This window comes from Paraburkholderia sp. BL6665CI2N2 (assembly GCF_004366535.1).
GTDB lineage: Bacteria > Pseudomonadota > Gammaproteobacteria > Burkholderiales > Burkholderiaceae > Paraburkholderia.
Genome location: NZ_SORC01000001.1, coordinates 3,736,270 through 3,754,025 on the forward strand (window position 1 = coordinate 3,736,270; position 17,756 = coordinate 3,754,025).

The 17,756-nt window shown below is 63.2% G+C and carries 14 protein-coding genes and 3 pseudogenes; 7 read left to right on the forward strand and 10 right to left on the reverse strand.

The window, feature by feature from the left end; all coding sequences use genetic code 11:
• Nucleotides 1-50: 50 nt before the first annotated feature.
• The 10 genes and pseudogenes from B0G81_RS16675 to B0G81_RS16725 all read right to left on the reverse strand — a co-directional run.
• Nucleotides 51-860, reverse strand: a complete 810-nt coding sequence (locus tag B0G81_RS16675) for an SDR family oxidoreductase (RefSeq protein WP_134137658.1) — start codon at nucleotides 858-860, stop codon at nucleotides 51-53.
• Between the two features lie 140 nt (nucleotides 861-1,000).
• On the reverse strand, nucleotides 1,001-2,161 hold the full coding sequence (locus tag B0G81_RS16680; RefSeq protein WP_134137660.1) for an acyl-CoA dehydrogenase family protein: 1,161 nt from the start codon (nucleotides 2,159-2,161) through the stop codon (nucleotides 1,001-1,003).
• On the reverse strand, nucleotides 2,158-3,966 hold the full coding sequence (locus B0G81_RS16685) for an acyclic terpene utilization AtuA family protein (RefSeq protein WP_134137661.1): 1,809 nt from the start codon (nucleotides 3,964-3,966) through the stop codon (nucleotides 2,158-2,160). The genes B0G81_RS16680 and B0G81_RS16685 overlap by 4 nt, the downstream gene beginning before the upstream one ends.
• Nucleotides 3,951-4,715, reverse strand: a complete 765-nt coding sequence (locus B0G81_RS16690) for an enoyl-CoA hydratase-related protein (protein WP_134137662.1) — start codon at nucleotides 4,713-4,715, stop codon at nucleotides 3,951-3,953. The genes B0G81_RS16685 and B0G81_RS16690 overlap by 16 nt, the downstream gene beginning before the upstream one ends.
• On the reverse strand, nucleotides 4,712-5,959 hold the full coding sequence (locus tag B0G81_RS16695) for a CoA transferase (protein WP_134137665.1): 1,248 nt from the start codon (nucleotides 5,957-5,959) through the stop codon (nucleotides 4,712-4,714). Before B0G81_RS16695 ends, B0G81_RS16690 begins: the two co-directional genes overlap by 4 nt.
• A gap of 23 nt (nucleotides 5,960-5,982) precedes the next feature.
• Complete coding sequence (locus tag B0G81_RS16700) at nucleotides 5,983-6,531, reverse strand: 2,4'-dihydroxyacetophenone dioxygenase family protein (protein ID WP_134137668.1); 549 nt, start codon at nucleotides 6,529-6,531, stop codon at nucleotides 5,983-5,985.
• A complete protein-coding gene (locus B0G81_RS16705; protein WP_134137671.1) occupies nucleotides 6,528-7,298 on the reverse strand; it encodes a cupin domain-containing protein in 771 nt (256 codons plus the stop codon). Before B0G81_RS16705 ends, B0G81_RS16700 begins: the two co-directional genes overlap by 4 nt.
• Nucleotides 7,295-7,561 carry a hypothetical protein gene (locus tag B0G81_RS16710; RefSeq protein ID WP_134137674.1) on the reverse strand — a complete coding sequence of 89 codons (267 nt, stop codon included), beginning with the start codon at nucleotides 7,559-7,561 and terminating at the stop codon, nucleotides 7,295-7,297. The genes B0G81_RS16705 and B0G81_RS16710 overlap by 4 nt, the downstream gene beginning before the upstream one ends.
• A 98-nt stretch (nucleotides 7,562-7,659) precedes the next feature.
• Nucleotides 7,660-8,472 (reverse strand): GntR family transcriptional regulator, encoded by an 813-nt coding sequence (locus B0G81_RS16715; protein WP_243856500.1) that lies wholly within the window; start codon nucleotides 8,470-8,472, stop codon nucleotides 7,660-7,662.
• Nucleotides 8,473-8,797: 325 nt separating this feature from the next.
• Nucleotides 8,798-9,477, reverse strand: a pseudogene (locus tag B0G81_RS16725) (CaiB/BaiF CoA-transferase family protein); the annotation flags it as partial.
• 26 nt (nucleotides 9,478-9,503) lie between these two features.
• Here B0G81_RS16725 and B0G81_RS16730 point away from each other — a divergent pair.
• The 7 genes and pseudogenes from B0G81_RS16730 to B0G81_RS16760 form a co-directional block, all read left to right on the forward strand.
• A pseudogene (locus B0G81_RS16730) lies at nucleotides 9,504-10,037 on the forward strand (CoA transferase); the annotation flags it as partial.
• A 320-nt stretch (nucleotides 10,038-10,357) separates the two neighbouring features.
• Entirely contained in the window at nucleotides 10,358-11,413 is a 1,056-nt protein-coding gene (locus tag B0G81_RS16735; protein ID WP_134137684.1) for a 3-keto-5-aminohexanoate cleavage protein, read from the forward strand.
• 102 nt (nucleotides 11,414-11,515) lie between these two features.
• Nucleotides 11,516-12,277: pseudogene (locus tag B0G81_RS16740) on the forward strand (SDR family oxidoreductase); the annotation flags it as partial.
• Nucleotides 12,274-13,074: a carboxymuconolactone decarboxylase family protein gene (locus B0G81_RS16745; protein ID WP_134137688.1), complete on the forward strand. Its 801-nt coding sequence runs from the start codon at nucleotides 12,274-12,276 to the stop codon at nucleotides 13,072-13,074. The pseudogene B0G81_RS16740 and the gene B0G81_RS16745, both read left to right, overlap by 4 nt.
• Before the next feature lie 110 nt (nucleotides 13,075-13,184).
• A complete protein-coding gene (locus B0G81_RS16750; RefSeq protein WP_134137692.1) occupies nucleotides 13,185-14,519 on the forward strand; it encodes an MFS transporter in 1,335 nt (444 codons plus the stop codon).
• A gap of 105 nt (nucleotides 14,520-14,624) precedes the next feature.
• Nucleotides 14,625-16,241, forward strand: a complete 1,617-nt coding sequence (locus B0G81_RS16755; protein WP_134137697.1) for a 3-(methylthio)propionyl-CoA ligase — start codon at nucleotides 14,625-14,627, stop codon at nucleotides 16,239-16,241.
• A 47-nt stretch (nucleotides 16,242-16,288) separates the two neighbouring features.
• Entirely contained in the window at nucleotides 16,289-17,413 is a 1,125-nt protein-coding gene (locus B0G81_RS16760; protein ID WP_134137702.1) for a porin, read from the forward strand.
• Nucleotides 17,414-17,756 lie beyond the last annotated feature (343 nt).

Consider the following 17,756-nt stretch of genomic DNA (forward strand, 5'->3'; position numbering starts at 1 on the left):
CACGTTCGGCGGCGGACGATTATTCAATCGTGTCCGCCCCATTGATTCCGTCATGCGGACAGGTCCGCGATCACCCGTGCATAGGCGGCGCCCATTTCCGTCACTGTCGGATTGCGGCGCAGCGTCAGGCCGCCATTGACCTGCAGGTTCTGTCCCGTCATGAAGCACACGTCGCTTGCCAACCACAGAGCCGCTTCGGCGACGTCGTCCACAGTGCCAATACGTCCGAGCGGATAGCCGGCCTCGAAGGCCCCCAATATCTCGGGGATGTTCAGGGCGTCACCCGACATCGGCGTGCGAGTGATGCCAGGAGAGATCGAATTGGCGCGAATGCCGAAATGGCCAAAGTCGTTGGCCACACAGCGCACGACGTGGTCGGTGCCAGCCTTGGTGCCCATATAGGCGGCGTGGTTCTCAAGCATGATCGTCGCGGTCGCTGACGAGATCATGATGATCGAGCCCCCCGGCGTCGGATTTTGGCTCATCGCTTTCACGAGCGCCTGCATGAACTGAAAGGGCCCCTTGAACTGGAGATCCATCATCGCCTGCAGTTCTTCCTCACTCGTGTCTTCGAACGGCCGGAGAAGTCCCCATCCCGTGGCGTTGATGCCGACATCGACGTGGCCGTAGCGCTCGCGCGCGAAGGCGACGAGGGCGTCGACGTCTTCCTTGCGCGTGAAATCGCAAAGCCGGCTCGCGCCTCCGATTTCGCTTGCCAGCTGATCCAACGGCTCCGCGCGTCGTCCAGCCACAACCACGCTGGCGCCTTCGCCGGCGAAGCGTCGGGCAAGGCACTGCCCCATGTTGCCGTGGCCGGCGGCGCCGACGACGATTACGACCTTACCCTCAAACCTCTTCATGAAACTGTCCTCCCCCAAGGTTCATCCTCATTTCGCAGTCTCCAGGCTCGGGTTTATCGACCGTTGCGAATTGATCTGGTCGATGTCGTCGGACGTGCCTTTGCGGCGCCCTGGATGCGGTTTGTCTCGCGCTGCGCGGGTCAGTACGACTTCGGCAATCCGAGCGCCTGCTCGGCGACGAAGCACAGCGCGAGCTCCTGTGTCACCGGTGCGAGCAGCGACAGCACGCTTTCGCGCAGGCCGCGCTCGACGTGGTACTCCGTCGCGTAGCCGTAGCCGCCATGCGTGCGCACCGCACGCAACGACGTCTCGAAACTGGCCTCCGCCGCCAGGTACTTGGCCGCCGTAGCCTCGACACCGCAGGGCTTGCCGGCGTCGTAGAGCGCCGCCGCCTTCCACATCAGCAGTTCGGCCGATTGCAGGCGCATCCAGCATTCCGCCAGCGGATGCTGGATCGCCTGGTTCTTGCCGATCGGCCGGCCGAACACGACGCGTTCCCTGGCGTAGTCGGTTGCCCGCGCCAGCGCCGTCTCGGCGGCGCCGAGCGCAGCAGCCGCGACGAGGATGCGCTCCGGATTCAGGCCGTGCAGCAGGTACCTGAAGCCCTGGCCTTCGTCGCCGATGCGATCCTCGACGGGGATCTCCAGCCCGTCGATGAACAGTTCGTTCGAGTCCACTGCCTTGCGCGCCATCTTCTCGATCTCGCTGATGCGCACACGCGACCGGTCGAGGTCGGTGTAGAACAGCGTGACGCCGTCCATCGGCCGCGCGCATGCCTCGATCGCCGTCGTGCGGGCCACCAGCAGGATCTTGTTGGCGTGCTGCGCGGTCGAGGTCCAGACCTTCTGGCCGTGGACAATGTAGCGGTCGCCCGCGCGGCGGGCGAAGGTTCTGACGCGGGTGGTGTCGGAACCGACGCTGGGCTCGGTCACGCCGAAGCAGGCGCGATCCGAACCGTCGATCAACGGCGGCAGCATGCGCCGCTTTTGCGCCTCGCTGCCGAACACGACCACCGGCTGCGGGCCGAACAGGTTAAGGTGTACCGACGACACCGCCGCCGAGCCGAGCTTGCCGATCGTGCGCATCACCATCGCGGCCGCCGATATGCCGAGGCCGGCGCCGCCATGTTCCTTGGGCATGGTCACGCCGAACCACCCGCCGCGGGCAACGGCGTCGCAGAACTCGCTGGGCCAGCGTCCATCGCGGTCCCGCTCGAGCCAGTAATCGGCGCCGTAGTCGGCGCAGGGAGCCTCGACGGCGTCGCGGATCGCAAGCAGGTCGTCAGAGAAGTCGAAATTCATGCGGGGAGCTCCTGCAGCAGGCCTGCGGGCACGTCGACCGGCATGTCGAGCAGCATCTGCGCCATGCCCTTGCCAAGCGGGTCGTTGCGCAGCGACGCCATGCCGCCGCCGCCCAGCGCCCGCTCGCAGACGAGGTTGATGGCATGGATGCCGGGCAGCTCGTAACGGTGGACCGGCCCCTGCACCAGATGGCGGAGGTACTCCGCGACGCGTTCTGACGTCACCTGGTCTCTTAGCACCGGCAGCAGGGCCGGATGCCGCGCGATGAGGCCGATGTTGGAGGTGTCACCCTTGTCGCCGCTGCGTCCGAGCGCGATTCTCAGGAGCGGCACGGTCTGGCGCGGGCCGGCGGGCAGCGCACCCTCGATGCGCGCCAGCGGTCCAGGCCCGACCTGTGGTTGCGGTGGCGGCAGCGTCACGGTCAACGTCGTCTCGCCAAGCGTGACCGTCGGCGTCATCTGCGCCTTCGGAATGAGCCAGGCGAACTGCCGTAGCACCGGAGACACAGAGGGACGGCCACCGGCACCGGTCGTGCCGGGTGACCAGGATGTGCCTGGTGCGGCTAACTCGCGGCTGAACATCTCCAGTGCGCGCCGGTCGACATGCGTCACCGTCAGGCGCAACACGACTTCGCGCGTCGGCAACGGTCGCGCATGCGGCCCGTAAGCCGACTCCGTGCCGAGCAGCTCGATATGGGTGGCCAGGAAATCCGCGAACCCGCTCTCATGCAGCAGCCGGCGGCCGCGCTCGAGCAGCGCCTCGCCCGTGCGGTTGGCCTTCGCTGCGGCGTCGATCCCCACGATGGTGAGCTGCCCGGACACCTTGAAGCCCGCCGGCGCGGTGGCGCTAACCTTGTAGGTGCCGGTTGGCGGGCGGCCGCGCGCGCCGGTCACGAGCACGCGATGCGACCCGGCCTGCTCCATGCGCACCTGGCGGAAGTCGCAGATCACGTCCGGCAGCAGATAGTTGGCCGGATCGCCTATCTCGTACAGCAGTTGTTCCCCGACGGTTGCGGGCGTGACAAGGCCGCCGGTGTCCGCGGGCTTGGTGACCACAAAGCTGCCGTCTTCGCGGCACTCGACGATCGGATAGCCGATGTTCGCCCAGTCCGGCACGCTGGCCCAGTCGGTGTGCAGGCCGCCTGTCGCCTGGCAGCCGCATTCGATGATGTGGCCGGCGAGGCTGCCGGCGGCGAGCCGGTCGAAGTCGTCGGCCGCCCAGCCGAACTCGTGCATCAGCACGCCGAGGGTGACGGCACTGTCGACGCAGCGCCCGGTGATAACGATGTCGGCGCCCGCGGCCAGGGCCCGTGCGATGGGCAGTGCGCCGAGATAGGCATTGGCCGTCACCAGCCGCTCCGGCATCGGTTCGCCGCTGGACATTTCGACCGTGCCGGCCGCTCGCATCGCCGCGGCGAGCGGGAGCACGTCGTCGCCTTCGACGATCGCGATCCGCACCGGTACACCGAGTTCGTCGGCAAGAGCCCGCACCGCCGCGGCGCATCCCCTCGGATTCACGCCGCCGGCGTTGCTGACGATGCGGATGCCCTGCTCGACGGCCTGCTTCAGCACCGAGCGCAGCGCCACCGTGACGAAGTCGATGGCGTAGCCTTGCTCCGGCCGCTTCATGCGCGCGCCCGCGAGGATCGACATGGTGAGCTCGGCGAGATAGTCGAACACGAGGTAATCGATGGCGCCGCAGCGCACCAGCTGCAGCGGCCCGAGGCTGCTGTCGCCCCAGAAGCCCGAGGCGCCGCCGATGCGCACGACCTTGCCCGGCGTCGACGATGTCAGTTGCCCGTCCATTGCGGTTTCCTTTTTTCCTTGAATGCGGCCAAGCCCTCGCGCGCGTCCTGGGTCAGGGCCAGCAGGCCGATCTGCCCTTCGCCGAAGGCGATCGCCTCTTCGAAGGACATCGAGTGCATTGCCTTCATCGCATACATGCCGCGCCGCAGCGCGGTGGGTGAGTTGGCGAGCAGCCGTGACAGCAGGTGCTCGAGCGCAGCGTCGAGGTCGTCAGCCACCTCGTTCACCAGACCGATCTCGCGTGCCCGCGCTGCGTCGATGGGCTCGCCCGTCAGGCACAGCTGCGCCAGGCAGCGCAGCGGCAACTGGGCCTGCAGCACGGCGAGCACCTGCATCGGGAACACGCCCACCTTCACCTCGGGCAGGCCGAAGCTCGCGTGCCGGGCCGTGATGGCGAGATCGCACATCGCGAGCAGGCCCATGCCGCCGGCCATGCAGGCGCCGTTAACCCGCGCGACGAGCGGCACGTTCAGCGTGCGGGCCGTGCGCAGCAGGTCGGCATAGGCGCTGGTCGGCGTGGCGTAGTCGAACGCGAAGGCATCCCCGCCCAGGTCGGCGCCGGCGCAGAACGCCTCGTCGCCGGCACCGGTGAGCACCACCGCGCGAATCGTCTCGTCAGATCTGGCGCGCTCCAGCGCTTGTTGCAACGTGCCGATCACTTCCGCGTTGAGCGCATTACGGCGCTCCGGACGGTCGATGGTGAGAATCAGCCGCCCATCCTGCCGGCTGGCGTGCACGACCTCGCTCATGCTTCGACTCCCGTGGACTCGCTGCACGCGGCGACTTGCGTCACACCCGCCTGCTCCATCTCGCGGATCTGCTGCGGCGAGTAGCCGGCCTCGGCCAGCACTTGCGCGCTGTGCTCGCCCAGCAACGGCGGCGGACGCAGCGGCGGCAGCGGGGTTTGCGGCCATTCACTGGGCACCGCCATGGTTCGCAGCATGCCCTCGGTGGGATGCTCGAACTGCTGGAAGAACCCGATGTCCTGCAGGTGCGCGTCGTCCATCAGCGACTCGAAGGTGTGCGCCGGCAACACCGGGATGCCGAGCGGCTCCAGCAACTCGCGCCATTGCTGCGTGGTCTGCGCTTTCAGCTTGTCGGCGAGGATCGTGTACAGCGCCTCGACATGCTGGGTGCGCGATTCGCCGTCGGCAAACCGCGGGTCACTGTTGAACCGCTCGGCCTCCCCGACCACGCCCATGAAGGCCTGCCACTGTTCGTCGGTGTAGACGACGAGGCACACCAGGCCGTCCTGCGTGACGTACGGCCGCCGCTGCGGGTTGAGCAGCCGCGGATAGCCGAAGCCGCCGCGCGGCGGGATGAACGTGTGGCCGTACAGATGATCGCCCAGCATCATCTGCGCGGTGGTCTCGAACATCGGCACGTCCACCGCCTGCCCGCAACCCGTACGCTCGCGCGCGAGCAGGGCCGCGCAGATCACGCCGAACGCGTACAGGCCCGTGGCCCGGTCCGAGAGGTTGAGCGGGGCATAGCGCGGCACGTCGGAACCGGCCCGCACGCTGGCCTCGGGGATCGCGACGGCCGCCTGGATCAGGTCGTCGAAGGCGCGCGAGTCCGCATAGCGGCCGCGCTGGCTGAAGCCGAAGGTGCCGACGTAGACGATGCGCGGGTTCACCAGGCGCAGCGCCTCGTAATCCAGCCCGAGGCGCTGCATCGCCTGCGGCCGCACGTTGTAGACCAGCGCGTCGGCCGTCTGCGCCAGCTTCAGCAACGCTTCCTTGCCGGCAGGGCGCTTCAGGTCCAGCATGACGCTGCGCTTGTTGCGGTTCAGGTTGAGGAACAGCGGGCCGGCGCCCGAGCGCCCGCCGGGTCCGACGGCGCGCAACATGTCGCCGCCGGGCGGCTCCACCTTGATCACGTCGGCCCCCAGGTCGGCCAGCATCTGCGTGGCCGAAGGTCCCATGACGACTTCGGTGATGTCGATGATGCGCAGGCCGGCCAGCGGCCCACCCTGGTTCGAGTCATTGCTCATTCTGTCCGCGCTCCTTTTTCCGGTCAGGAACCGGCTACGTCGGCGCCGTTGCCGCGGATGTAGGGCACCGGTCCGATGTCGCGCGCTGCCGCGAGGGCCTCGATCGCGTACCGGATCGAGACCGCGTCATTGAGCGAGTGGAACGTGCCGTCCTCGTTGAAGCTCACTTGCGCGCCTTCGATCCAGGCGATGGTGATGGTGTCCTCGGTGTTGTCCTCGGGGGTGTAGAAGGTGTGCACCGAGCCGGCGGGCTCGTACAGGTAGGAGCCTGCCGTCTGCCGCTGCTCGGGGTACTCGCGATACGCCCAGCAGCCCTGGATCGTCCACACCTGCGCCGTACCGGTGTGGTAGTGAATCGGCAGCGAGCAACCGGGTTCCAGGATAGCCATGAAGACCCACTCGCCGCGTTCCAGGTCAAGGCGCAGCGGCTTGATGTGGATGCCCGGAAAGACATCCCTGATCAGCGGGATCTGGTCGATGTTGACGGTCAGGAGCTTGTCCTGTGGCAGAGCGGGCAGCGGCAGCGGGGCGCCGGTGGACGTGGTGGGCTGCGCGAGCATTCTTGCGTTCATGAATTGTCTCCCGTTGTTACTGGATTTAAGGCAGTGGATGGAAGCCGCCCCTTGATAAGGAACCCGGACGCAGGCTGCTCCGGCAAACAGCGCAGGGAGGCGGCGGCCCCGCGCGGAAGAAACAGGAAGTCGCCCGGGGCGAGACCGAAGTTCTGCCCGTCGACACGTGCGTCGATCCGTCCGTCTTCGACGTAGAGAACCTGCTCGGCGTCAGGCTCCGAGGTGCAGACCGATGTGCTGCCGGCAGGCATGCGCAGCGCCGCAATGTCGACCCAGCGCGCGCCAGCGGTCTCGCGGTCGATGAGGGGAACCGTGCCGGTGGCGGCGTCGCCGGCGGCAAGCACGCGCACCTTGCCGTGAGCGGGCGCGGCGGCAACGCCATCGGGCTCCGTGATCGTGTGCGCCGGGTTCTCGCCATACGGCGGCGTATAGACGACCAGCACACGCCCGGGCTGGTCGCTGGTCACGCGAAACGAATGGAATACGCCGGCCGGCACGTAGGCCCAGGTCCCCGGCGCCATCGCTTCCACGCGACCCTCCGCCCCGGACTCGCCGGTTCCCTCGAGCATGTAGGCGCATTGCTCCAGGTGGGGATGCGCATGCGGCCGCGCGCCGTGCGATTTCACGATCGTGCCGACCAGCACTTCGAGCGCCGTCGCGCCGACAGTCTCGGGGCCGATCACGCGCACGTTAGAGGTGCCGGTGTGGTTCGCCGGCGCGTAGGCGGCAAGGTCGGCGACCCTGACCACAGTAGGTACGGGCTTCATTCGGGCTGGCTCCATGCGGTCCTGACCGCCAGGGCGGCGGCCCGCGCCGCCATGAAGCCGGAGGCATTGGGATGGTTTTCCACGATGACGGGCCGGCCCTTGCTGGCGGGCAGCGATTGGTCGAGCACGCGCGCCCCGGCGTCCATTCCGCTACCCACCGGAAAGCGAATGATCATCTTGATGGGTTGGGCCGGATAAGGGGCCGCCGCCATCGCTTGCGACTCAAGGCCGGGGGTAGCCGGGAGGAAGAGAAGGTTCCACATACGCATTGAACTCCAGTGAGGACTCAGCTTCGAGGAGTTAAACCTAAATGACTAATGTTAGTAGTTTAGGCGTGCGTAAAGTGGAGTCAAGTACGGGCTTACCCGACAGCCCGCCGCTGGGGCTCGGTGATCCCCGGCACGGTTTTCAGGGCGGACGCGGGGAGGTCGATCTCGGAGACGTAGCGGTCGCCCCGATACCAGGTAGCGCCGGCGTACAGCACGTGGCCTTTGCCGTCAACCAGGCGTCGCGACATCTTCGCGACGGGAGAGGCAAACGGGATCTTCAGCATGTCGCACAGAGGGAAATCCGCGGGGATCACGGTCACGCGTTGCCGCAAGCGTTTGCAGCGCGCGCCCAGTTCGTCGAGTACCGCGGCGAGCAGCTTCCGCTTCATGGCGATGTCCGTGGGCAGCGATTCGAAAACCGGCGTGGGCACATAGATTTCGGCGTAGCAGAACGGCTCGCCGGAATAGGTGTGCAGTTTGCGGACGCACACGTATTCGCCAGCCGACTGATCATCCGGCCCGAGCAGCTCCTGCGGCAACAGGGTGCGGCGCCCGACTTCGAGTATTTCGAAGGCAAGCGCCTGCGGCGCGGCGAAGGGGTTGTTGATCACCTGTTCGAGGTCGCCCGTGGCGGCGGGCAGCGCTGCAACGTGGGTCCCAACGCCCCGCTGGCTGCGGAGCAGCCCTTCCTTCGAAAGCAGATCGTATGCTTGCCGGACGGTGACGACGGCGACGCCCAGGTCGTCCGCGAGTTGCGTGATCGGCGGCAGCTGCGCGCCGAGCGGGTACTCGCCCATCGCAATTCGGTGCCGCAACAGGGACGCCAGCCGCTGATATTGCGCAACGCCGCGCTCGACCCGCAGCTCCGTCCGCTCGGTCCCAAGGGGTCTCTTACCCGCCATCATATAAGTCCTAAATAACCAACATTCGAATTATATGTCAGCGATGGGCGACCAGACTCGTCGCATTGGGATGGATACGAACTAACCGGTTCAGCTCGCGCGCCAGAAGGGCCCGCGTATAAGATGGCGCAGGTCAAGCGACGTCTCCATCAGCAAGTGTTTCGCACCAAGGTATTCTCGCGATATGGAAAGGCCTGTGTTGTCACGGGTTGCGACGTCGAGGAGTTGCTAGAGGCAGCACATTTGGATGGCAGCCGCTGGCAGGATGGCGACAACGACGCGCAGCACGCAATCCCACTGCGCGTCGACATTCACCGTGCTTACGACAAGGGTCTTCGCCCATAAGCAAGGCTTCGAGCCCGTAATACGCGGTGATCATCAGGCCGCAGTCGTACAAAGCCATCTCGATCGAGCGGCCTTGCCCGGTGCGCTGACGCTGGTAGAGCGCCGCCAGAATCGCTTGCGCTGAATACATGCCGGTGAACAGATCGACGACAGCCACACCGAATTTCAACGGAGGCTGACCGGCTTCGCCGTTGATGCCCATCAACCCGGCTTCGCCTTGGACGACGAGATCGTAGCCCGGGCGTGTGGCCTCCGGGCCAGTGTGGTCATAACCCGAGATCGAGCAGTAGATCAGATCTTCGTGGTCCTGACGCAAATCGTTATAGCCCAGGCCGAGCTTCGCCGCGCCACCCACTTTGAAGTTCTGGATGACAATATCGCTCTTGCGCGCGAGTGCGCGCGCAAGCTCGACGCCTTCCGGCGACTGCAGATTCAGGCTGACCGAGCGCTTGTTCCGGTTGACGCCGTTGAAGTAGGCAGTCTCCGTGGCGCCCACGCGCATGCCCCGGTCCCGGGTATCATCGCCCCGCTCGGGGTGCTCGACCTTGATAACTTCAGCGCCAAGATCGGCGAGAACCAGAGCGCACCAGGGTCCGGCGAGGATTCGCGAAAGTCCAGTACGCGGATGCCGGCAAGCGGCAAGGCGAGGTTGTCAGTCTGCATGGTGTCTCTAGTTTTTGTATCGACCCGATCCGCCCCGCTATGGTAATGCGCATCCTTCGATCGTGCCGTACGGCGTGTTCGATGCAGCCGACGGCCCACTCGTGATCACCGTCGGCAATAACGCGCAGTTTGTACGCTTCTGTCGGGACGTGATCGAGCGGCCTGACCTTGCGACCGATCCGCGCTTCCTGACGAACCTAGACCGGTCGAAAAATCGCGCGATGCTCCTGCCGGAGCTTCATCGCGAACTCGCCAAACGCAAGCGTGATGGACTGCTTGAGTCGCTGGCCCGTTCGAATATTCCATGCGGCGAAGTATTGGGTCTCCATGAAGCGCTGACGTCGACGCGGACCCGCGATGCTGGGCTCATGACATCACATCCGCACCCAGTGGCAGGCAAGGTCGACGTGTTTGCACCACCTTATCGCTTCGACGGCGAACGGTTGCCGGTCCGCGCCATTCCCCCAACGCTTGGCGAGGGTACGTCGGACGTTTTAAGCACATTACTCCATGTATCCGCTGACCGTCTCTCGCTTCTGAAGGCTAACGGCGTGATCTGAACGCGCTATGAGCAGCGGCATTGCAACGGTGCCGACGAACCCGTCCATCGCGACGGGTTCGAAGTAACTTCTGAAGTCCCCTTTCCCTGTTTCCCGCACCGTATTCGCCGCGAAAGGCTGCCCGAGCGCATTCTTGATGCACACAGGATCTGTTGCATGCGTCGCGCGCATCGAAAGGGTTAATCCCAGTGTCGCAAGTGACAGGATGATAAAAGTGAGTGACAAAATGATAAAGGCGTTTCGCTCACTTTCCCTAAAGTTCCAGTCAACGGATTCGCCTTAGTGCAACCGGCCATTAATCCCAGGTTTGGAGACGCCCAATGAATTTTCTCGACGATAGCCTTTTCCCCGAAGTTCAGGAAAAACTCGTGATCCAGGTCGCGCCGTTTGGCCCGCAATGGATTCCGAGCGACTCGGACGACATCCCGATCACAATGGACGAACAGATCCAGAAGGCGGTGGACTGCTACAACGCCGGCGCCACGGTGCTCCACGTGCATGTCCGCGAGGAAGACGGCAAGGGCTCCAAGCGCATGTCCAAGTTCAACGAGAGTCTCGCCCGGCTGCGCGAAGCGGTGCCCAATATGGTCCTGCAGGTGGGCGGCTCGATTTCTTTCGCACCGGAAGGCGAGGGTCAGGAAGCCCAGTGGCTCGACTACGACACGCGGCACATGCTTGCAGAACTCGATCCGAAGCCCGACCAGGTCACGATCGCGATCAACTCGAGCCAGATGAACATCTGCGAGTTGCTCACGCCGGACGACGTAGTGGGCACCATTCTCGAGAAGCCTGAATACTTCAATGCCTACTCGGAAATGGTCGTCGATGCGAAGCCGTCATTCTTCATCGAACACCTGCGCCGCCTGCAGGCGGCCGGCATTCAGCCTCACTTCATGCTGGGCCACGTGCACCAGCTCGAGAGCGTCGAGCGCCTGATCCGCCGCGGTCTCTACACCGGTCCGCTGGTGCTCAACTATGTCGCGATCGGCGGCGGCGCAGCGGGCCTGCATCCGGCCGATCTGATCGAATTCATTCGCCGCACGCCCGATGGCGCGGTTCTGACGATCGAAAGTGCAATGCGCGCCGTGTTGCCGATGAACGCGATGGCCATCGCAATGGGGCTGCATGTGCGCGTGGGCATCGAGGACAACCTCTGGGGCCGCAAGGGCGAGCGCATGACGTCGGTGCAGCAGATCGAGCAGACCGTGCGCATTGCCCGCGAGCTCGGCCGCGACATCGCAACGGGCGAAGACGCAAAGCGCATCTATCAGATCGGCGAGCAGTACCGCAGCGCCGACGAAACGATCGCCGCCCTCGGCATGACGCCGAATCGCAAGTCCGCCCAGCGCGGCTTTACGGTGCCGGGACACGCCTGACACCCAGGCGCGCGTTACTTCCACACTCTGACGGGAATGAACATGAAACTACGTGACAAGATTGCCCTGGTCACGGGCGTGGGCCCATGACTCGGTCTTGCATGCGCGGACGCTCTTGCCGCCGAAGGCGCCAGCATCGTCATATGCGACGTCGACGAAAACGCGCTGGCGGTGGCCCGCGCCGCTGTCGAAGCACGCGGCGCTGAATGTCTTGCACTCCGGTGCGACGTGTCGTCGAGCGAAGAGGTCAGGCATATGTTTGCACAGATCACGGAGCGCTTCGGCACGTTGCATATTCTCGTGAACAATGCCGCACTGACGCCTAACCGTCCTATCGACACCGAACGACGAAACAAGCTCTACGCGTACATGCAGACGCCCATGCCACGTCAGTCGCTGAAATTCACGAGTGAAATCAGCGACGAAGAATGGCATCGCTACTGGGGCGTCAACGTACACGGCGTGTTTTATTGCACGCGTGAAGCGTTGAAGCTGATGGAACCACAGCGCGACGGGAAAATCATCAACATCGCGTCGATTGCCGGACTTTCGACCAGAAGCGCGCACAGCCCGCACTACTGCGCCACGAAGGGCGCGGTCATCGCCTTCACGAAGTCGGTTGCTTTTGAAGTGGCCGGTGCCAATATCTTTGTGAACGCGATGGCGCCGGGCGGCGTCGCCACGCCGGCATTCAACGACTATCTCGACAAGATCGGCGAAGACGCCCGCAACCGTTTGTGGCAAAGCTGTCCGTTGGGGCGTTTTGGCACCGTAGAAGAGTATGCGTCGACAGTGGTCTATCTCGCGGGGGACCATTATCTCGTGGGTCAGGTTATCAGCCCGAACGGGGGCTCGGTGATATGAGTACGAAACCATCAGAACCAGCCACGGCGATTAGCACGAGCGATCGACAGCCGACACCGAACTACGACACGATGCGCGCCGCAGGTCTCGTTGCCCCCGCGCTCGATCCGCTCGCCGAATGGGATCCCGAGTGGACCGAGTCGTTCATGAAGCTCAGCCAGAGCGCCCAGACCAGCGACGTGCTCGACCCGCGCCTCGTGGCGCTGATCCGGTTGAATATCGACGTGACGGCCACGCATATGTATGGCCCTGGCGTGCGTCGACATGTTCGCGATGCATTGCGACTGGGTGTCACGCGAGCGCAGATTCTCGAGGTGTTCAAGCTTGCGAGCGTAGTCGGTATTCACGCATGCGCGCTCGGTGTACCGATTCTTGCCGAAGAACTCGCGAGTGCAGGACTGCCCGACGAACCAGCGCCTGCCACGTCGACGCCAGTTTGTGATCATGTGCGCGCGAACGGGATGTTCAATCCGCTGTGGGAGACGATCTATCGATGGGACCCGCAATATCTCGAGGCATTTCTCGCGATGGGTCTGGGTTTGTGGCGCGACAACGTTCTGCCACCGTTGTGGATCGAGTTCCTTTGCATCGCGGGCGACGCCGCAATCACCCATATGTACGCGCACGGCACGCGGCGTCACATCCAGGCGGCACTCGTACTCGGTGCAACGCGTGAGCAGATTCTGGAAGTGCTGAAAATAGTCAGCCTGCAAGGCATCGAGGCATGCGAGCTCGCCGTGCCTTTGCTGCAGGCCGAATGTGCGGAGCACGACCGTGCCCGGCGTAAAACGGCTTAAGGCAGGGCCGTGCCTTCCGCGCGACGTGTCGCATAAGGCATGCGTGCGGAACCTTCACCATGCGACGGCGACTTTGCGCCGTCGCACTGAATGTAGCAGATGGAGACACCATGAGTCATGCCGCTTTGCAGGCTGAGGCGATCAGCGGGTCGCGTTCATCACCCGAAGTCCGGGAGACATACCGCAAGATCGCCTGGCGGCTGCTGCCGTTCCTGTTTCTGGCCTACGCAGTCAATGCGATCGACCGGATCAACATCTCTTTCGCCAAACTGCGCATGGCGCAGGACCTCGGTCTGACTGATGCCGCCTACGCCATCGGAGCCACAGCGTTCTTCGCCGGCTACATTCTCTTCGAAATTCCGAGCAATCTGTATATGCAGCGGGTCGGCGCGCGTGCCACGCTGACCCGTATCATGATTCTCTGGGGACTCGTCACTGCGCTCACCTGCATGGTCTCGACACCGGGGCAGCTTTACATCGCGCGATTTGTTCTCGGTATTGCGGAAGCAGGCTTCTTTCCCGGCGTCATTCTTTACATGACCTACTGGTTTCCGTCATGGAAGCGCGGGCGGGTGACGTCGATTTTCTTCATGGCGGGTTTTGTCGCGGGAATGATCAGCGGGCCACTAGCCGGCGCAATCATGACTGAACTCGACGGTTGGCATGCGATGAAGGGATGGCAAACACTGTTCATCCTGGAAGGCATTCCCGCGATGTTGCTCGGCGCATTCGCGTGGTACTGGCTCGACGATCAGCCCGCGCACGTCAAATGGCTCACCGATCAACAGAAGGCGATTGTCGCCGACAATCTGCGGCTCGACCGTGAATCGAATCATGCGCCGGCGCGCACGTTCGGGAGAGTCATCCGCGATCCCCGTTCCTACATTCCTGGAATTGTATTTTTCGCGATTTATTGCGCGACCAACACGGTCGCCTACTGGATGCCGTCATTGCTTGAGGGCGCAGGATTCACTGATATGCGCAGCATCGGTTTGATTGCGAGTGGACCGTATGTACTCGGCGCGGTCGCCATGTATTTGTTGGGACGCAGTTCGGACCGTCGTCTGGAGCGCCGCTGGCACCTTGCGGCGACCATGTCGACGGCGGCATTGAGCTTTCTCCTGATGCATCTCGTTCATGCGAACGCGTTGCTATCGACCGTTTTTATGACTGTCGGGGCGGCGGCTTGCCTCGCGGCAGTGCCCGTGTTCTGGACCATTCCGCCGGCATTCTTCAACGCCGGTGCAGGGGCAGGTGGCATCGCGCTTGTGAGCAGCCTGGGGTCAATTGCCGCGGTAGTCAGCCCGGTCACCGTCGGTGCAATCAAAATGCACGCGGGAAGTCTCTACATCGCGTTCGACGTAATCGGCGTGATCCTGCTGGTGGGCGCGATCGTGCTGCTCACCGGCATCCCAGCCGCGGCTCTCCAGGAACGCCGGCACTAGAACCCGCGATTTCATATTTGCCTTAATCAGCGGTCTCTCATGCGCCCAGGCGATTTTGCCGGGTGTAGGGAAACGGCTGCTCTCGCCACGTCCAAGGAAAACGGAATGAATAGCTCGATGATGCAGATGCCACTGCTCATTTCCTCGTTGCTCGTGCATGCGGAGCGCCATCACGGCGACCAGGAGATCGTCTCGCGGCGCGTCGAAGGCGATGTGCACCGATTGACCTTTCGACAGTTGGCACAGCGTGCGAGACAACTTGCCAACGCGCTTGCCGCACTCGGCATCCGATCTCCCGACCGTGTCGCTACGCTCGCATGGAACGGATATCGGCATATGGAACTGTATTTCGCCGCGTCCGGCTCCGGCGCCGTGCTGCACACATTGAATCCGCGTCTGCATCCTGACCAGTTGCTCTACATCGCCGATCACGCGGAAGATCGCGTGCTGTTCTTCGACCTGACTTTTCTTCCGCTAGTGGAGGAAGTCGCTAAACGAAGCACCACGTTGAAGACGTTTGTCGCGATGACCACCCGTGATCACATGCCGGATTCCAGTATCACGGACCTGCAGTGCTATGAGGACCTGCTCGACGCGCAGCCTGGCGACTTTGCATGGCCCATGCTCGACGAGAATCAGGCAGCGTCGATGTGCTACACGTCCGGCACCACAGGTATGCCCAAGGGCGTTGTCTACAGCCAGCGCTCGACGGTGCTGCACACCTACGCAGCTGCCCTGCCCGATGCGCTCAACTGCTCGTCGGGCGACGTGATTCTGCCAGTCGTTCCGATGTTTCATGTGAACGCATGGGGCTTGCCGTACATCGCTTGCATGGTCGGCGCGAAGCTGGTGTTTCCTGGACCTGCACTCGATGGCGAATCGCTTTACAACCTGATTGAATCCGAAGGTGTCACGCTGTCAGCCGGTGTGCCGACTGTATGGCAAAGCCTGCTGACATGCGCTGATCAGCATGACCTCGCATTCACCACCATGCGGCGCACGGTCGTCGGCGGCGCAGCGTGTCCACCGGCAATGTTGCGGCGGTTCCAGAATCGCTATGACGTGGAGGTTCTGCACGCGTGGGGCATGACTGAACTGAGTCCGCTCGGCACGGTATGCAGTTTGACCGGTGCGCAACGCACGAAACCCACGCAGCAACGCGAAGCGATGCAGGCCAAACAGGGGCGTGCGGTATTCGGTATTGACATGAAGCTCGTCACCGATGACGGCCAGGAGCTTGCATGGGACGGCGAGAGTGTGGGGAACCTGCTCGTGCGTGGCCCGTGGGTCGCGGCCGGCTACTTTCGTCACGAAGGCACGGCACCGCTTATCGACGGCTGGTTTCCAACCGGCGATGTTGCCCGCATCGACCCGCAAGGTTTCATGCAGATCACGGACAGAAGCAAGGACGTGATCAAGTCCGGTGGTGAATGGATCAGTTCCATTGATATCGAAAACCTGGCGATGTCGCATGAAGCCGTTGCAACGGCCGCCTGCATTGGCGTCAAACATCCAAAGTGGGACGAGCGGCCACTGCTGGTCGTCGTGAGGAAAGCAGACGCGCACGTGTCGCGCGAAACACTGTTGGCGTTCATGGACGGCAAGATCGCGAAATGGTGGATGCCTGACGACGTCGTCTTCGTCGATTCGATTCCTCTCGGCGCGACCGGCAAGGTGCAGAAAAACCTTCTACGCGAACAGCTCGCGCCGATACGTGCCTAGACACCGGTTTCGGGTTCACAAACAAAGCACCATAAAAAGGAGACAGCATGAAACTGAAGTTGATGGTCGCGTTAGCAGCAATGGCATTTGGCGCTGTGGCTCACGCGCAATCGTCGGTCACGTTGTACGGTTCGGTTGACGGCGGCCTGCTGTATCAAAGTACCTCGGCAGCATCGTTTAGCCCTACAGCAAAAGATCTCGGCAAGATCTATCGGTATAAGGACGCGGGCATCTATTCGAGTTTTTGGGGGCTGAAAGGCGTAGAGGACATCGGCGGCGGTTACGCCGTCAATTTCAGATTGCAGGGTGTGCTCGATACGGGTACTGGCAAGCTCGGACTGTCAGATACGGCGGGCGTGCCAGGGTTCTTTAACCAGATTGCGACGGTGGGTGTCAGTGGTCCTTTTGGTTCCATCAACGCGGGCCGCCAGATCGCTCCGATGATCTATGCGATGGCGGAGACCGATGTCCGCGCATCGCAGTATTTCGGCAGTATTCTGAGCGGGTGGCTCGGGTTGAACACGGCAGCAGGCTGGCCAGGTACAAGCACAAATGGTCCGATTGGCGCGCTATATGACAGTAACGCGCTGGTCTATCGGTCGCCGGTCTTCCACGGAGTGAGCACCGAACTCGAATATGCGCTCGGCGGCGTAGCGGGGCAACCGCAGGGCAATACGCGCGAGTCGGCCGTGCTGAAGTATTCGGGTTACGGGCTACGACTTTCTGCACTTTACTACAACGGCCACGATACCAACCCCGGCCCGACCACTGTTCCGACCGGACTCAACAACAACCGCTATTGGTATCTGGGCGCGCTCTATAAGTACGAAGGGTTCTCGATCTCCGGTTCGTATAGCAATGGATCGAATCCCGCGCACAGGAATCTGGTCGACCTCGATCTGTACTCGTTCGGATTGGGGTATCGCTTCGCCCCCGACTTCCAGATCACCGGTGGTCTCTACTACATCAAAGACAAAAACACTTCAGCGAACAAATCACTGCAGATCGCAGCTGGGGCGGAATACAACCTGTCAAAGGCCAGTGTGTTGTATGCGCAGGTCGGTTGGGTCAACAACCACGGGGACATGACGCAAACCATCACCTACGGGCAACCTGCTGCGCCAGGTATGGGGACGACTGCAGCCATGATAGGGATGCGGCACAACTTCTAAACAGACGCAGGCTGGCGTTCGCCTCGACGGATGCCGGTCTGTGGCATTTCCTGTGAACGGAGCCCGGGTCTGAAGACCGGGCTTATCATGCAGCAGTCCGAGTCATTGATCGAAATGACCTCTTTCAGATGCCGCCTGGGAGCGAGTGAAACATCTATTCGCCGCGCCTGGCCAACCACGTGACCGACCCCGACGAGACGTTCGTCGCATCCTGAATGCCATTCTCCGGGTTAAACAGAACGACGAGAGGGGGCATCGCCTTCCCTTGACCTTCTCATCGCCACAGACCTGTTACGCGAAGCTTCATGCCTGGCGACGCACGTGACTCCTGCAACAGCTCACC

Coding starts and splice junctions, on each gene's coding strand:
- B0G81_RS16675 (WP_134137658.1), bottom strand. CDS start 860: ATGAAGAGGTTTGAGGGTAAGGTCGTAATCGTCGTCGGCGCCGCCGGC.
- B0G81_RS16680 (WP_134137660.1), bottom strand. CDS start 2,161: ATGAATTTCGACTTCTCTGACGACCTGCTTGCGATCCGCGACGCCGTC.
- B0G81_RS16685 (WP_134137661.1), bottom strand. CDS start 3,966: ATGGACGGGCAACTGACATCGTCGACGCCGGGCAAGGTCGTGCGCATC.
- B0G81_RS16690 (WP_134137662.1), bottom strand. CDS start 4,715: ATGAGCGAGGTCGTGCACGCCAGCCGGCAGGATGGGCGGCTGATTCTC.
- B0G81_RS16695 (WP_134137665.1), bottom strand. CDS start 5,959: ATGAGCAATGACTCGAACCAGGGTGGGCCGCTGGCCGGCCTGCGCATC.
- B0G81_RS16700 (WP_134137668.1), bottom strand. CDS start 6,531: ATGAACGCAAGAATGCTCGCGCAGCCCACCACGTCCACCGGCGCCCCG.
- B0G81_RS16705 (WP_134137671.1), bottom strand. CDS start 7,298: ATGAAGCCCGTACCTACTGTGGTCAGGGTCGCCGACCTTGCCGCCTAC.
- B0G81_RS16710 (WP_134137674.1), bottom strand. CDS start 7,561: ATGTGGAACCTTCTCTTCCTCCCGGCTACCCCCGGCCTTGAGTCGCAA.
- B0G81_RS16715 (WP_243856500.1), bottom strand. CDS start 8,472: ATGATGGCGGGTAAGAGACCCCTTGGGACCGAGCGGACGGAGCTGCGG.
- B0G81_RS16735 (WP_134137684.1), top strand. CDS start 10,358: ATGAATTTTCTCGACGATAGCCTTTTCCCCGAAGTTCAGGAAAAACTC.
- B0G81_RS16745 (WP_134137688.1), top strand. CDS start 12,274: ATGAGTACGAAACCATCAGAACCAGCCACGGCGATTAGCACGAGCGAT.
- B0G81_RS16750 (WP_134137692.1), top strand. CDS start 13,185: ATGAGTCATGCCGCTTTGCAGGCTGAGGCGATCAGCGGGTCGCGTTCA.
- B0G81_RS16755 (WP_134137697.1), top strand. CDS start 14,625: ATGAATAGCTCGATGATGCAGATGCCACTGCTCATTTCCTCGTTGCTC.
- B0G81_RS16760 (WP_134137702.1), top strand. CDS start 16,289: ATGAAACTGAAGTTGATGGTCGCGTTAGCAGCAATGGCATTTGGCGCT.